We start from the raw sequence: 12,469 nt of genomic DNA on the forward strand, positions 1-12,469 counted from the left end.
GGCGGACCAGGGTGACCGGGCGCCCTTCGAGCAGGAAGCCGCGCGGCTCCAGCGGGAACACCCGGTGCTTGCCGAAGCGGTCCTCCAGCGTCACCGTGCCCGCCTCGCAGCGGATCACCGCCCCGCAGAACCCGGTACCGGGCTCCTCCACCACCAGCCCCGCCTCCGCCGCCACCTCGGGCACCGGCTGCGGCTTCTTCCAGGGGGCGGTCAGGTCGGGGGAGTAGAAGCGGTGGTGCGGGCCCGAAGGGCCCTCGTGGGAAGGGCGGTGGCGGGAGACGGGTGGGCGCATTCAGCAGACGATAAGAGAAGTCGCGGGCCGGTGCTCAGGACACGCCGAAACGCGCTGCCAGGGCGTCGCGTTGGCGTCGTACGAAGGCCGCGTCGACCGCCGCTCCGTGACCGGGTACGTACAGCGCGTCCCCGCCGCCGAGGTTCAGCAGCCGGTCCAGCGCGTCCGGCCAGCGGGACGGCACCGCGTCCGGGCCCGCCTGCGGCTCGCCGGACTCCTCCACCAGATCGCCGCAGAAGACGACCTCGGGGGAGCCGGGCACCAGCACCGCGAGGTCGTGGGCGGTGTGCCCCGGCCCGACGTTGGCCAGCAGCACCTGCTGGCCGCCGCCGAGGTCGAGCGTCCACTCGCCGGACACGGCGTGCGCGGGCGGCACCAGGGCGCGTACGGCGGCCTCTGCCTCCCCGGCCGGGACCCCGTGCTCGACCGCGTCCCGCCGCAGCGCCTCCCGCTCGTGGCGGAACACCACGTCGAGGCCGACCGCGCCGTAGGCCTCCGCCCCGGCGAAGGCGGGGGCGCCCAGGACGTGATCGAAGTGGGGGTGGGTCAGCGCGAGATGGGTCACATCCCGCCCGGCCAGCCGCCGTGCCGCCGCCCGCAGCGCGGCTCCCTCCGCGAGGCCCGAACCCGCGTCCACCACCAGTGCCGTGCCCGCGCCCACGACCAGCCCCACCGTGCAGTCCCAGCCCGGCAGCCGGCACCGGCCCACCCCTTCCGCCAAGCGCTCCCATCCGAGGTCTTCCCAAGTCACGGTCATGCCCGCACGCTATCCGGGGACAAGCCGGGGACAAGCCGGGCGGACCGCACCGACCTTGCCCGGTGTGCACCCCGCGGCCGTACACTGGCCGGGGATGTCTGGCACTCGCACGCGCAGAGTGCCAGGCGGGACACCGTAAGGGCCGTGGGGCGACGTGACGGAGGTGCGCATGCTGAGCGAACGCAGGCTGCAGGTACTGCGCGCCATCGTGCAGGACTACGTGGGCACCGAGGAGCCCGTCGGCTCCAAGGCCCTCACCGAGCGGCACAGCCTCGGCGTCTCCCCGGCCACCGTGCGCAACGACATGGCCGCGCTGGAGGAGGAGGGCTTCATCGCCCAGCCGCACACCAGCGCCGGGCGCATCCCCACCGACAAGGGCTACCGGCTCTTCGTCGACAAGCTCGCCGGTGTGAAGCCGATGACGGCGCCCGAGCGGCGCGCGATCCAGAACTTCCTGGAGGGCGCGGTCGACCTGGACGACGTGGTGGCCCGCACCGTCCGGCTGCTCGCGCAGCTCACCCGGCAGGTCGCCGTGGTGCAGTACCCCTCGCTGACCCGGTCCACCGTGCGGCATGTGGAACTGCTCTCACTCGCGCCCGCCCGCGTGATGCTCGTGCTGATCACCGACACCGGCCGGGTCGAGCAGCGGATGGTCGACTGCCCCGCCCCGTTCGGCGAGGCACCGCTCGCGGATCTGCGCGCGCGGCTCAACAGCAAGGTGGCCGGGCGCCGGTTCAGCGACGTACCGCGACTGGTCGAGGACCTCCCCGATGCTTTCGAGGCGGAGGATCGCGGTACGGTCTCCACAGTGCTCTCCACTCTGCTGGAGACACTGGTCGAGGAGAACGAGGAACGGCTGATGATCGGCGGCACCGCCAATCTCACCCGTTTCGGACATGACTTCCCCCTGGTGATCCGGCCCGTGCTGGAGGCCCTGGAGGAGCAGGTCGTGCTCCTCAAACTCCTCGGCGAAGCCAAAGATCCGGGCGTGACCGTGCGTATCGGGCACGAGAACGCCCACGAGGGACTCAACTCCACGTCCGTCGTGTCGGTCGGCTACGGTTCGGGCGGCGAGGCGGTTGCCAAGCTCGGCGTGGTCGGACCGACCCGCATGGACTATCCGGGAACGATGGGAGCGGTACGCGCAGTGGCACGGTACGTCGGACAGATCCTGGCGGAGTCGTAAGTGGCCACGGATTACTACGCCGTTCTCGGCGTGCGCCGCGACGCGTCGCAGGATGAGATCAAGAAGGCGTTCCGCAGGCTCGCGCGCGAGCTGCATCCGGACGTCAATCCCGATCCGAAGACCCAGGAGCGGTTCAAGGAGATCAACGCCGCCTACGAGGTGCTGTCGGACCCGCAGAAGAAGCAGGTCTACGACCTCGGCGGCGACCCCCTCTCGCAGGCCGGCGGCGCCGGTGGCGCGGGCGGCTTCGGGGCCGGCGGCTTCGGTAACTTCTCCGACATCATGGACGCGTTCTTCGGTACGGCGTCCCAGCGCGGCCCACGCTCGCGCACCCGGCGCGGCCAGGACGCGATGATCCGGATCGAGGTCGAGCTGGACGAGGCGGCCTTCGGCACGACCAAGGACATCCAGGTCGACACCGCGGTCGTCTGCAACACCTGCAGCGGCGAGGGCGCGGCCCCCGGCACCTCCGCGCAGACCTGTGACATGTGCCGCGGCCGCGGCGAGGTCTCCCAGGTCACCCGGTCCTTCCTGGGCCAGGTCATGACCTCCCGCCCCTGCCCGCAGTGCCAGGGCTTCGGCACCGTGGTCCCCACCCCGTGCCCCGAGTGCGCGGGTGACGGCCGGGTCCGCTCCCGGCGCACCCTGACCGTGAAGATCCCCGCCGGTGTCGACAACGGCACCCGCATCCAGCTCGCGGGTGAGGGCGAGGTCGGCCCCGGCGGCGGCCCCGCCGGCGACCTCTACGTCGAGATCCACGAGCTGCCGCACTCCACCTTCCAGCGGCGCGGCGACGACCTGCACTGCACGGTCACCATCCCCATGACGGCCGCGGCCCTCGGCACCAAGGTGCCGCTGGAGACGCTGGACGGCATGGAGGAGGTCGACATCCGGCCCGGCACCCAGTCCGGCCAGTCGATCCCGCTGCACAACCGGGGCGTCACGCATCTGCGCGGCGGCGGCCGGGGCGACCTGATCGTGCACGTCGAGGTCACCACCCCGACCAAGCTCGACGCCGAGCAGGAGCGGGTGCTGCGGGAGCTGTCCAAGCTGCGCGGCGAGGAGCGGCCCACCGGGCAGTTCCAGCCAGGTCAGCAGGGGCTGTTCTCCCGGCTGAAGGACGCGTTCAACGGACGCTGACGGCGGGGGGCGCCCAGCGCGCCCCCCGTGCACGGGCCGGATTCGGACTTGTCAGGCGGACATGACACCATGCGGGCATGTCCTCCGCACTGGCCGATCTCGTCGTGCATCCGATCGTGCAGGCCCCCATGGCGGGCGGTGTCGCCGTGCCGGAACTGGCCTCCGCCGTCTCCGAGGCCGGAGGGCTCGGCTTCCTCGCCGCCGGCTACAAGACCGCGGACGGCATGTACCGCGAGATCAAACGGCTGCGCGGGCTGACCAGCCGCCCCTTCGGCGTCAACCTCTTCCTGCCCCAGCCCGCCCACGCCGAGCCCGGCGCCGTCGAGCTGTACGCGCAGCAGCTGGCCGGTGAGGCCGCCTGGTACGAGACCGGGACCGGCGACCCCGACGGCGGCCGCGACGACGGCTACGACGCCAAGCTCGCCGTCCTGCTGGACGACCCCGTCGCCGCCGTCTCCTTCCACTTCGGCGTGCCCGACCCGGAGGCACTGGCCGCGCTGCGCCGGGCCGGGACCGTCACCCTGGTCACCGCCACCACCGTGGAGGAGGCCCGCGCGGTAGAGCGGGCCGGGGCGGACGCGGTGATCGCGCAGGGCATCGAGGCGGGCGGTCACCAGGGCACCCACCGCGACCTCGCCGAGAACGACGGCACCGGGCTCGGCCTGCTGTCCCTGGTCACCCAGGTCGCGCAGGCCGTGGAGATCCCGGTCGTCGCCGCCGGCGGCATCATGCGCGGCGCCCAGATCGCCGCCGTCCTCGCCGCCGGGGCCACCGCCGCCCAGCTCGGCACCGCCTTCCTCGCCACCCCCGAGTCCGGCGCCCCCGAGATCCACAAGCGGGCGCTGACCGACCCGGTGTTCCCGCGCACCGAGCTGACCCGCGCCTTCTCAGGGCGCCCGGCGCGCGCCCTGACCAACCGCTTCCTGCGCGAGCACGGGCCGTACGCGCCCGCCGCCTACCCCGACGTGCACCACCTGACCGCGCCGCTGCGCAAGGCCGCCACCGCCGCCGGGGACGCCCAGGGCATGTCGCTCTGGGCGGGCCAGGGCCACCGGCTGGCCCGGCCGCTGCCCGCGGCCGAACTCGTCCGCACCCTCGCCGCCGAACTCAACCTCGTACGGGGCGAGTCGGGGCGGCAGTACCGACCCGTCCGAGCCCAGGGAGGGGACGCGCGATGACCGCGCCCGTCTTCGTCGTCGACCACTTCCGCACGGACGGCACCCGGTACGTGCTCGACGGACCCGAGGGGCGGCACGCCGTCTCGGTGAAGCGGCTGGAGCCCGGCGAGGAGGTCGTCCTCACCGACGGCGCCGGACGCTACGCGGTCTGCCGGGTCACCGCCACCGAGGGCAAGGACCGGCTGATCGTCGACCTCCCCGAGGTGCGCGAGGAGCCCGAGCCCCGGCCGCGCGTCACCGTCGTGCAGGCGCTGCCCAAGGGCGACCGGGGCGAACTCGCCGTGGAGACCATGACCGAGACCGGGGTCGACCGCATCGTGCCCTGGCAGGCGTCGCGCTGCATCACCCAGTGGAAGGGCGAGCGCGGGCTGAAGGCGCTGGGCAAGTGGCGCTCCACCGCCCGCGAGGCCGGCAAGCAGTCGCGCCGGGTCCGCTTCCCCGAGGTCGCGGAGGCCGCCTCCACCAAGCAGGTCGCCGCGCTGCTCGCCCGGGCCGACTTCGCCGCCGTGCTGCATTCCGACTTCGACCACGAGTCGGTCCCGCTGGCCACCGCCGAACTTCCGGCCGAGGGCGAGATCGTGCTCGTCGTCGGTCCCGAAGGGGGCGTCTCCCGCGACGAGTTGGCGCTCTTCGAGGAGGCCGGCGCCCGCGCCTGCGTCCTCGGCCCCTCCGTCCTGCGCACCTCCACCGCGGGCACCGCCGCGACCGCCCTCCTGCTGGGCCGCACCGGCCGCTGGTCCTGAAAGCCCCGCGCCGCACGTTCGGGTGACTGGCCGTATGCGGCCTTCCACCGTGGGGGTGTCGGTGGGACGCTGGGGTGTATGGGGGCTTCGAGTGGGATTCGGGTACTGGCCGCCGGTGGGCTCGTGGCGCTCGTCGTCGGTACGGTGACGGCGTGTCAGCCGGGGGAACTGGGGGCGGCCTCCGTCGCGTACACCACCGACTCGACCGCCACCGAAGCGCTGAAAAAGCGTGGTGTGGACGTGAGTTGGCTGACCTGCACCGGGCGGCAGGACGGCGGGTCGTCGGCCAGTGGGTCGCCCAGCCAATCCACGGTCTTCACCGTCGACTGCCAGGGGAAGACCAAGGACGGGCGGGACATCACCGTCGCCGGCAAGGTGACCCGCGCGGTGAACGGGGCCTGTGTGCGCGGCGATCTGGTCGCCAAGGTCGGCGGCCGCCAGGTCTTCCGGGTGAGCGGGCTCGGCGACTGCGACGCCACCCCGGCCTACACCCCGCCCGCCACCTACCGGCCGCCGGGCCAGCCCCGGCCCACGGTGACCGTCACCGTCACCCGCACCCTGTGGTGCGAGAACGACCCCTCGTGCCGGCCGGTCCAGGGCAAATAGACTGATCAATTCCGGGTCCGAGTGCGGACGTTCGCGCGTAGGGTGATGGCGTGACTCACGGTGCTGCCACGGAAAACGCCGCCTCGTACCTCCGATTCCCGCATGTACGGGGCGACTTGGTCACCTTCACCGCCGAGGACGACGTCTGGGTCGCCCCGCTGGACGGCGGCCGGGCCTGGCGGGTCAGCGCCGACGGCGTGCCCGTGAACCACCCCCGTATCTCGCCCGACGGCACCACCCTCGCCTGGACCTCCCGCCGCGACGGCGCCCCCGAGGTGCACACCGCCCCCGTGGACGGCGGGCCCTCCCGCCGCCTGACCCACTGGGGCAGCGCCCGCACCCAGGTCCGCGACTGGACCCCGGACGGCGAGGTGCTGGCGGTCAGCGCCGCCGGACGGCACAGCACCCGACACAGCTGGGCCCGTACCGTCCCGCTCGACGGCGGCCCGGCCGCCACCCTCCCGTACGGTCCCGTCGGCGCCGTCGCCCACGGCCCGCACACCGTGCTGCTGTCCGCCACGATGAACCGGGACGCCTCCGCGTGGAAGCGCTACCGGGGCGGCACCGCGGGCAAGCTGTGGATCGACCGCGACGGCGACGGCGAGTTCGTCCGCCTGCACGAGGAGCTCGACGGCAACCTCGAGTACCCCTCCTGGGTCGGCGACCGCCTCGCCTTCCTCTCCGACCACGAGGGCACCGGCGCCCTGTACTCCTCCCTCGCCGACGGTTCCGACCTGCGCCGCCACACCCCGCTCGGCGGCTTTTACGCCCGGCACGCCGCGAGCGACGGCACCCGTGTCGTCTACGTCAGCGCCGGGCAGCTCTGGGTGCTGGACGACCTCGACGGCGCCGAACCGCGCCGCCCCGGGATCCGGCTCGGCGGCCCCCGTACCGGCCTCCAGCCCTTCGTCCTGGACGCCGCCCGCTGGCTGGACTCCGCCACCCCCGACCACACCGGGCGCGGCAGCGCGGTCGCCGTGCGCGGCACCGTCCACTGGGTCACCCACCGCGACGGCCCGGCCCGCGCTCTCGCGGCGGAACCCGGTGTACGGGCCCGGCTGCCGCGCACCTTCCGCGCGGGCGGCGAGGAGTGGGTGGTGTGGGTGACCGACGCCGAGGGCGACGACGCGCTGGAGTTCGCCCCCGCCACCGGTCCCGCCCCCGGCAGCGCCCCGCGGCGCCTCGGCGCCGGACAACTCGGCCGCGTCCTCGAACTGGCCATGTCCCCGGACGGCACCCGCGCCGCCGTCGCCTCCCACGACGGCAGACTGCTGCTGGTCGAGCGGGAGAGCGGTGAGATCCGCGAGGTCGACCGCAGCGAGCACGGCGACCCGCACGGCCTGGCCTTCTCGCCCGACTCCGGCTGGCTCGCCTGGGCCCACCCCGGCCCGCGGCCGCTCTCCCAGATCCGGCTCGCCGCCACCACCGACCTCACCGTCACCGAGGCCACCCCGCTGCGCTTCGCCGACTACGAGCCGGTCTTCACCCTCGACGGCCGCCACCTCGCCTTCCTCTCCAACCGCGCCTTCGACCCCGTCTTCGACACCCACGTCTTCGACCTGGCCTTCGTGGCGGGCGCCCGCCCGCACCTCATCACCCTCGCGGCGACGACCCCGTCCCCCTTCGGCCCGCAGCGCCACGGCCGCCCCTTCGGCACCCCCGACCGGGACGAGACCCCGGGCGCCGAGGGCACCCCCGTCACCCGCGTCGACCTCGACGGGCTCGCCGACCGCATCGTGCCCTTCCCCGTGGAGGCCGCCCGGTACGGCAACCTGCGCGCCGCCAAGGACGGCGTGCTCTGGCTGCGCCACCCGGTGCGCGGTGTCCTCGGCGCCTCCCGCGCCACCCCGGACGCCCCCGACCCCAAGACCGAGCTGGAGCGCTACGACCTCGCCCAGCACCGGCTGGAGCACCTGGCCGCCGACGCCGACGAGTTCGAGGTCAGCGGCGACGGCAGCCGCGTCCTGCTGTGGAGCGACGGCAGGCTCCGCGTCGTCCCCGCCGACCGCCGCGCCCCCGACGACGAGGACGACGACGCCCGCGTCACCGTCGACCTCGGCCGCGTCCGGCACACCGTCGACCCGGTCGCCGAATGGCGGCAGATGTACGACGAGACGGGCCGGCTCATGCGGGACAACTTCTGGCGTCCCGACATGGGAGGCGTCGACTGGGACGGCGTCCTGGACCGCTACCGTCCCGTTCTCGAACGGGTCGCCACCCACGACGACCTCGTGGACCTCCTCTGGGAGGTGCACGGCGAACTCGGTGCCTCCCACGCCTACGTCATGCCGCCCGGCGGCTGGGGCGACGACGCCCCCCAGGGGCTGCTCGGTGCCGACATCTCCCGTCACGAGGACGGCAGTTGGCGCGTCGACCGGGTGCTGCCCTCGGAGACCTCCGACCCCGGGGCCCGCTCCCCGCTCGCCGCGCCCGGTGTCGCCGTGCGCCCCGGCGACACCCTCCTCGCCATCGGCGGCCACCGGGTCGACCCGGTCACCGGGCCCGGCCCGCTGTTGCTCGGCACGGCCGGGAAGCCCGTCGAGCTGACCATCGCCCCGGCAGGCGGCGGCGAGCCCCGGCACACGGTCGTCGTCCCGCTCGCCGACGAGGAGCCGCTGCGCTACCACGCCTGGGTCGCCGGCCGCCGCGCCCACGTCCACGAACGCTCCGGCGGCCGCCTCGGCTACCTCCACGTCCCCGACATGCAGGCCCCCGGCTGGGCCCAGATCCACCGCGACCTGCGCGTCGAGGTCACCCGCGAGGGCCTGGTCGTGGACGTCCGCGAGAACCGCGGCGGCAACACCTCCCAGCTCATCGTCGAAAAGCTCGCCCGCCGCATCGTCGGCTGGGACCTCCCCCGGGGCATGCGCCCCGAAAGCTACCCCCAGGACGCCCCCCGGGGCCCCGTGGTAGCCGTGGCCGACGAGTTCTCCGGCTCCGACGGCGACATAGTCAACGCCGCGATCCGAGCCCTCGGCATCGGCCCGGTCGTCGGCACCCGCACCTGGGGCGGAGTGATCGGCATCGACAGCCGCTACACCCTCGTGGACGGCACGATCGTCACCCAGCCCAAGTACGCCTTCTGGCTTCAGGGCGCAGGCTGGGACGTGGAGAACCACGGGGTGGACCCGGACGTGGAGATCCCGATGCGCCCCCAGGACTGGGCAGCGGACGAGGACCCCCAACTGAACGAGGCGATAAGGCTGGCCCTGGAAGCACTGGAGAGGCAGCCGGCGAAAACCCCGCCCCCTCTGCCGGCCTCTTAGGTCCTGTCTGGCGTCGCGCGGCAGACGGAAATTGTCAGACAGGGCCCAGGGCGCGGAGCTGTGTCGACTTGCGGCTGCGCCGCGGGGGCGCGAGCGACCCCCACGCACGCGCACCCGAACGACTAGGATGCCGAAGGCAAAGATCACCGGCGAAAGTGAGCGCGGCGAAATGGCAGGCGAACCCCAAGAGGACTGCCTCTTCTGCAACATCATCGCGGGCAAGATCCCCGCGGACGTGGTCCGGGAGACCGACACCACCCTCGCCTTCCGGGACATCAATCCCCAGGCCCCCACCCACATCCTGGTGATCCCCAAGGCCCACTACAAGAACGCCGCGGAACTCGCCGCCCAAGCACCGCAGCTGGCCGCCGACGTCCTCGCGGAGACCCGCGGAGTCGCCGAGGGCGAGTCCCTGGAGAGCTACCGCACCGTCTTCAACACCGGCACCGGCGCGGGACAGACCGTCTGGCATGCCCACGCCCACGTCCTCGGCGGCCGCGGCCTGAACTGGCCCCCCGGATAACCCACATGTCCGTACGTGAGTTGGTCGTCCTCGGCACCGCCAGCCAGGTCCCGACCCGGCACCGCAACCACAACGGCTACCTGCTGCGCTGGGACGGCGAGGGCATCCTCTTCGACCCCGGCGAGGGCACCCAGCGGCAGATGCTGCGCGCCGGGGTCGCCGCGCACGACCTGAACCGGATCTGCGTCACCCATTTCCACGGCGACCACAGCCTGGGCCTGGCCGGGGTGATCCAGCGGATCAACCTGGACCGGGTGCCGCACCCGGTCACCGCGCACTACCCGCGCTCCGGTCAGCGCTTCTTCGACCGCCTCCGGTACGCCACCGCCTACCGGGAGACGGCCGACCTCACCGAGGCACCGGTCGACACCGACGGCCCCCTCGCCACCACCCCCTCCTACACGCTGGAGGCGTACGGCCTCTCCCACCCGGTGGAGTCCTACGGCTACCGGCTGATCGAGCCCGACCGGCTCCGCATGCTGCCCGACCGCCTCGCCGCGCACGGCATCTCCGGCCCGGACGTCGGCCGTATCCAGCGAGAGGGTTCGCTCGGCGGGGTCGCGCTGGAGGAGGTCAGCGAAACGCGGCGCGGGCAGCGGTTCGCGTTCGTCATGGACACCCGGCTCTGCCCCGGTGTGCACGCCCTCGCCGACGGCTGCGACCTCCTCGTCATCGAGGCCACCTTCCTGGACGAGGACGTAACGCTCGCCGAGGAGCACGGCCATCTGACGGCCGGCCAGGCGGCGGCCGTGGCGCGGGACGCCGGGGTGCGGCACCTCGTCCTCACCCACTTCAGCCAGCGCTACTCCGACCCCGCCGAGTTCGAGCGGCAGGCCCGCGCGGCCGGGTTCGAGGGCGAGCTGACCGTGGCCCGCGACCTGGACCGGGTGCCGCTCCCCAAGCGCGGCTGAGCGTCCGGACGCGGGCGTACGATACTTCGATGCCCCTCCCCAAAGCTGAGCTGCACCTGCACATCGAAGGCACACTGGAGCCGGAGCTTGCGTTCCGTCTGGCCGAGCGCAATGGCGTCGAACTTCCCTACGCCGGCACCGAGGCCCTCCGTCACGCGTACCGGTTCGAGGACCTCCAGTCCTTCCTGAACCTGTACTACGAGCTGATGGCCGTCCTGCGCACCGAGCGGGACTTCGAGGAGCTGGCCGACGCCTATCTCGCCCGCGCCGCCGCGCAGGGTGTGCGGCACGCGGAGATCTTCTTCGACCCGCAGGCCCACCTCGCGCGCGGGGTGGAGATGGGGACCGTGATCGAGGGGCTGTGGCGGGCGCTCGGCCGCAGCGAGGAGACCCATGGCGTCTCGACCAAGCTGATCATGTGCTTCCTGCGGGACGAGTCCGCCGAGTCGGCGCTCGCCACGCTGGACGCGGCGGGGCCGTACCTGGACCGGATCACCGGCGTCGGCCTGGACTCCGCCGAGGTGGGCAATCCGCCGGAGAAGTTCCGCGAGGTCTACGAGGCCGCCGCCGCGCTCGGCCTGCGGCGCGTGGCCCACGCCGGTGAGGAGGGGCCGCCGGAGTACGTCGTCCAGGCCCTCGACCTGCTCGGGGTGGAGCGGATCGACCACGGGCTGCGCTCCGTGGAGGACCCGGCGCTGGTCGAGCGGCTGGTCCGGGACCGCGTCCCGCTGACCCTGTGCCCGCTGTCCAACGTCCGCCTGCGCACGATCGACACGCTGGCCGACCACCCGCTCCCGGCGATGCTGGAGGCGGGGCTGATGTGCACGGTGAACTCCGACGACCCCGCCTACTTCGGCGGGTACGCGGGCGACAACTTCACCGCCGTCCAGCAGACCCTCGGCCTGACCGAGGACCGGCTGCGCGAGCTGGCCCGCAACTCCTTCCTCGCCTCCTTCCTGGAGGACGACGAACCCCGCCGGGCGCGGTACCTGGCGGAGGTCGAGGCGTACGAATTCCCGCACAAGCAGGCGTAGTCACGCGGGGACGGTCGCGCCGGAGGTGTCGGTGAAGGGGATCTGCACGACCGGGATGCCCTTGGCGGACAGGTCCCGGACGGTGGCTCCGCCGACCAGGATCTCCCCGGCCCGGACGTCCTTGCCGGCCGGGTCCGGGACGGGGGTCTCCCGCAGGGAGATCTCCGTGACGGGGAGGTCCTGGAACGCAGCCGGCGGGACCGCGCCGACGGGAACCACCTCGGTGCGCGGGGCGGCCGCGAGCGGGATCTCCACCACCCGCAGGCGGCGGGGCGCCGTCCGCAGGGCGACCGCGGTCATCGGGACGGCCGCCAGCAGCAGTACCGCCGCCAGGACCTCGCCCATCGCCGGGAAGCCCGCGCGAGCGGACAGCAGGCTGCCGGTCAGCGGACCGGCCGCCGTGCCCAGCGACGCGGCGGAGCCGACCAGGACCGCCCAGCGGCCGCGGGCGTCGAGCGCGGCGGCCAGGCTGATCACGTAGGACAGCACCACCGGGTAGCAGAGGTTCCACGCGATCTCGCCCAGTGCGAAGGACGGCAGGTCGGTGGAGGAGGCGCTGAGCGCGATGCAGCCCGCGATCAGCGCCGTGCCGAGACCGATCGGCAGCGCGCGGCCCAGCCGGGGGCCGAGGGCGCCCGCGCCGACCACGCCCAGCAGACCGGCGCCCAGCGCTATGGCGAACACCGCGCCGACCGTGATCTCGGTGAGGTGCGCCTGCCCGAGGCCGATGCGCCCGCTGACGCCCCACAGCGCGTTCTGTGCCAGCGACCAGCAGGGCATCGTCGTGGCCAGCAGCAGCCCGGCCCGGCGGTGCGGGAGCGGCCGGCGTACGG

Annotated in this window: 11 protein-coding genes and 1 pseudogene; 9 read left to right on the forward strand and 3 right to left on the reverse strand. The window is 73.7% G+C overall.

Annotated elements, in window-relative coordinates:
- Both GT030_RS30770 and GT030_RS30775 read right to left on the reverse strand, forming a co-directional pair.
- Positions 1 to 292: DUF3097 family protein (locus tag GT030_RS30770; RefSeq protein WP_237522945.1), on the reverse strand; the 292-nt coding region annotated here is incomplete at its 3' end.
- Positions 293 to 326: 34 nt separating this feature from the next.
- Positions 327 to 1,049, reverse strand: coding sequence for an MBL fold metallo-hydrolase (locus tag GT030_RS30775; RefSeq protein WP_161203894.1), 723 nt, complete (start codon positions 1,047 to 1,049; stop codon positions 327 to 329).
- Between the two features lie 169 nt (positions 1,050 to 1,218).
- Between GT030_RS30775 and hrcA the strand changes: the two genes are divergently transcribed.
- The 9 genes from hrcA to GT030_RS30820 all read left to right on the forward strand — a co-directional run bounded on the left by hrcA (position 1,219) and on the right by GT030_RS30820 (position 11,636).
- On the forward strand, positions 1,219 to 2,235 hold the full coding sequence (gene hrcA / locus GT030_RS30780; protein ID WP_135785882.1) for a heat-inducible transcriptional repressor HrcA: 1,017 nt from the start codon (positions 1,219 to 1,221) through the stop codon (positions 2,233 to 2,235).
- A complete protein-coding gene (dnaJ, locus tag GT030_RS30785; RefSeq protein ID WP_030814887.1) occupies positions 2,236 to 3,375 on the forward strand; it encodes a molecular chaperone DnaJ in 1,140 nt (379 codons plus the stop codon).
- Positions 3,376 to 3,452: 77 nt separating this feature from the next.
- Positions 3,453 to 4,553: a nitronate monooxygenase gene (locus GT030_RS30790; protein ID WP_161203895.1), complete on the forward strand. Its 1,101-nt coding sequence runs from the start codon at positions 3,453 to 3,455 to the stop codon at positions 4,551 to 4,553.
- Positions 4,550 to 5,296: a 16S rRNA (uracil(1498)-N(3))-methyltransferase gene (locus GT030_RS30795; protein WP_161203896.1), complete on the forward strand. Its 747-nt coding sequence runs from the start codon at positions 4,550 to 4,552 to the stop codon at positions 5,294 to 5,296. Before GT030_RS30790 ends, GT030_RS30795 begins: the two co-directional genes overlap by 4 nt.
- A 78-nt stretch (positions 5,297 to 5,374) precedes the next feature.
- Positions 5,375 to 5,902, forward strand: coding sequence for a hypothetical protein (locus tag GT030_RS30800; RefSeq protein WP_161203897.1), 528 nt, complete (start codon positions 5,375 to 5,377; stop codon positions 5,900 to 5,902).
- A 50-nt stretch (positions 5,903 to 5,952) separates the two neighbouring features.
- Positions 5,953 to 9,168 (forward strand): S41 family peptidase, encoded by a 3,216-nt coding sequence (locus GT030_RS30805; RefSeq protein WP_161203898.1) that lies wholly within the window; start codon positions 5,953 to 5,955, stop codon positions 9,166 to 9,168.
- A gap of 169 nt (positions 9,169 to 9,337) precedes the next feature.
- Positions 9,338 to 9,691, forward strand: coding sequence for a histidine triad nucleotide-binding protein (locus tag GT030_RS30810; protein ID WP_161203899.1), 354 nt, complete (start codon positions 9,338 to 9,340; stop codon positions 9,689 to 9,691).
- A 5-nt stretch (positions 9,692 to 9,696) separates the two neighbouring features.
- A complete protein-coding gene (locus tag GT030_RS30815; RefSeq protein ID WP_161203900.1) occupies positions 9,697 to 10,602 on the forward strand; it encodes a ribonuclease Z in 906 nt (301 codons plus the stop codon).
- A 29-nt stretch (positions 10,603 to 10,631) separates the two neighbouring features.
- Positions 10,632 to 11,636 carry an adenosine deaminase gene (locus tag GT030_RS30820; RefSeq protein ID WP_161203901.1) on the forward strand — a complete coding sequence of 335 codons (1,005 nt, stop codon included), beginning with the start codon at positions 10,632 to 10,634 and terminating at the stop codon, positions 11,634 to 11,636.
- Here GT030_RS30820 and GT030_RS30825 read toward each other — a convergent pair.
- A pseudogene (locus GT030_RS30825) lies at positions 11,637 to 12,469 on the reverse strand (MFS transporter); the annotation flags it as partial.

The sequence above is a fragment of the Streptomyces sp. SID1328 genome, from assembly GCF_009865595.1.
Taxonomy (GTDB): Bacteria; Actinomycetota; Actinomycetes; order Streptomycetales; family Streptomycetaceae; genus Streptomyces; species Streptomyces griseoluteus.

Excerpts from the sequence above, each read along its gene's own strand:
- GT030_RS30775 (WP_161203894.1), bottom strand. The coding sequence starts at position 1,049 with ATGACCGTGACTTGGGAAGACCTCGGATGGGAGCGCTTGGCGGAAGGG.
- hrcA (WP_135785882.1), top strand. The coding sequence starts at position 1,219 with ATGCTGAGCGAACGCAGGCTGCAGGTACTGCGCGCCATCGTGCAGGAC.
- GT030_RS30790 (WP_161203895.1), top strand. The coding sequence starts at position 3,453 with ATGTCCTCCGCACTGGCCGATCTCGTCGTGCATCCGATCGTGCAGGCC.
- GT030_RS30795 (WP_161203896.1), top strand. The coding sequence starts at position 4,550 with ATGACCGCGCCCGTCTTCGTCGTCGACCACTTCCGCACGGACGGCACC.
- GT030_RS30800 (WP_161203897.1), top strand. The coding sequence starts at position 5,375 with ATGGGGGCTTCGAGTGGGATTCGGGTACTGGCCGCCGGTGGGCTCGTG.
- GT030_RS30810 (WP_161203899.1), top strand. The coding sequence starts at position 9,338 with ATGGCAGGCGAACCCCAAGAGGACTGCCTCTTCTGCAACATCATCGCG.
- GT030_RS30815 (WP_161203900.1), top strand. The coding sequence starts at position 9,697 with ATGTCCGTACGTGAGTTGGTCGTCCTCGGCACCGCCAGCCAGGTCCCG.
- GT030_RS30820 (WP_161203901.1), top strand. The coding sequence starts at position 10,632 with ATGCCCCTCCCCAAAGCTGAGCTGCACCTGCACATCGAAGGCACACTG.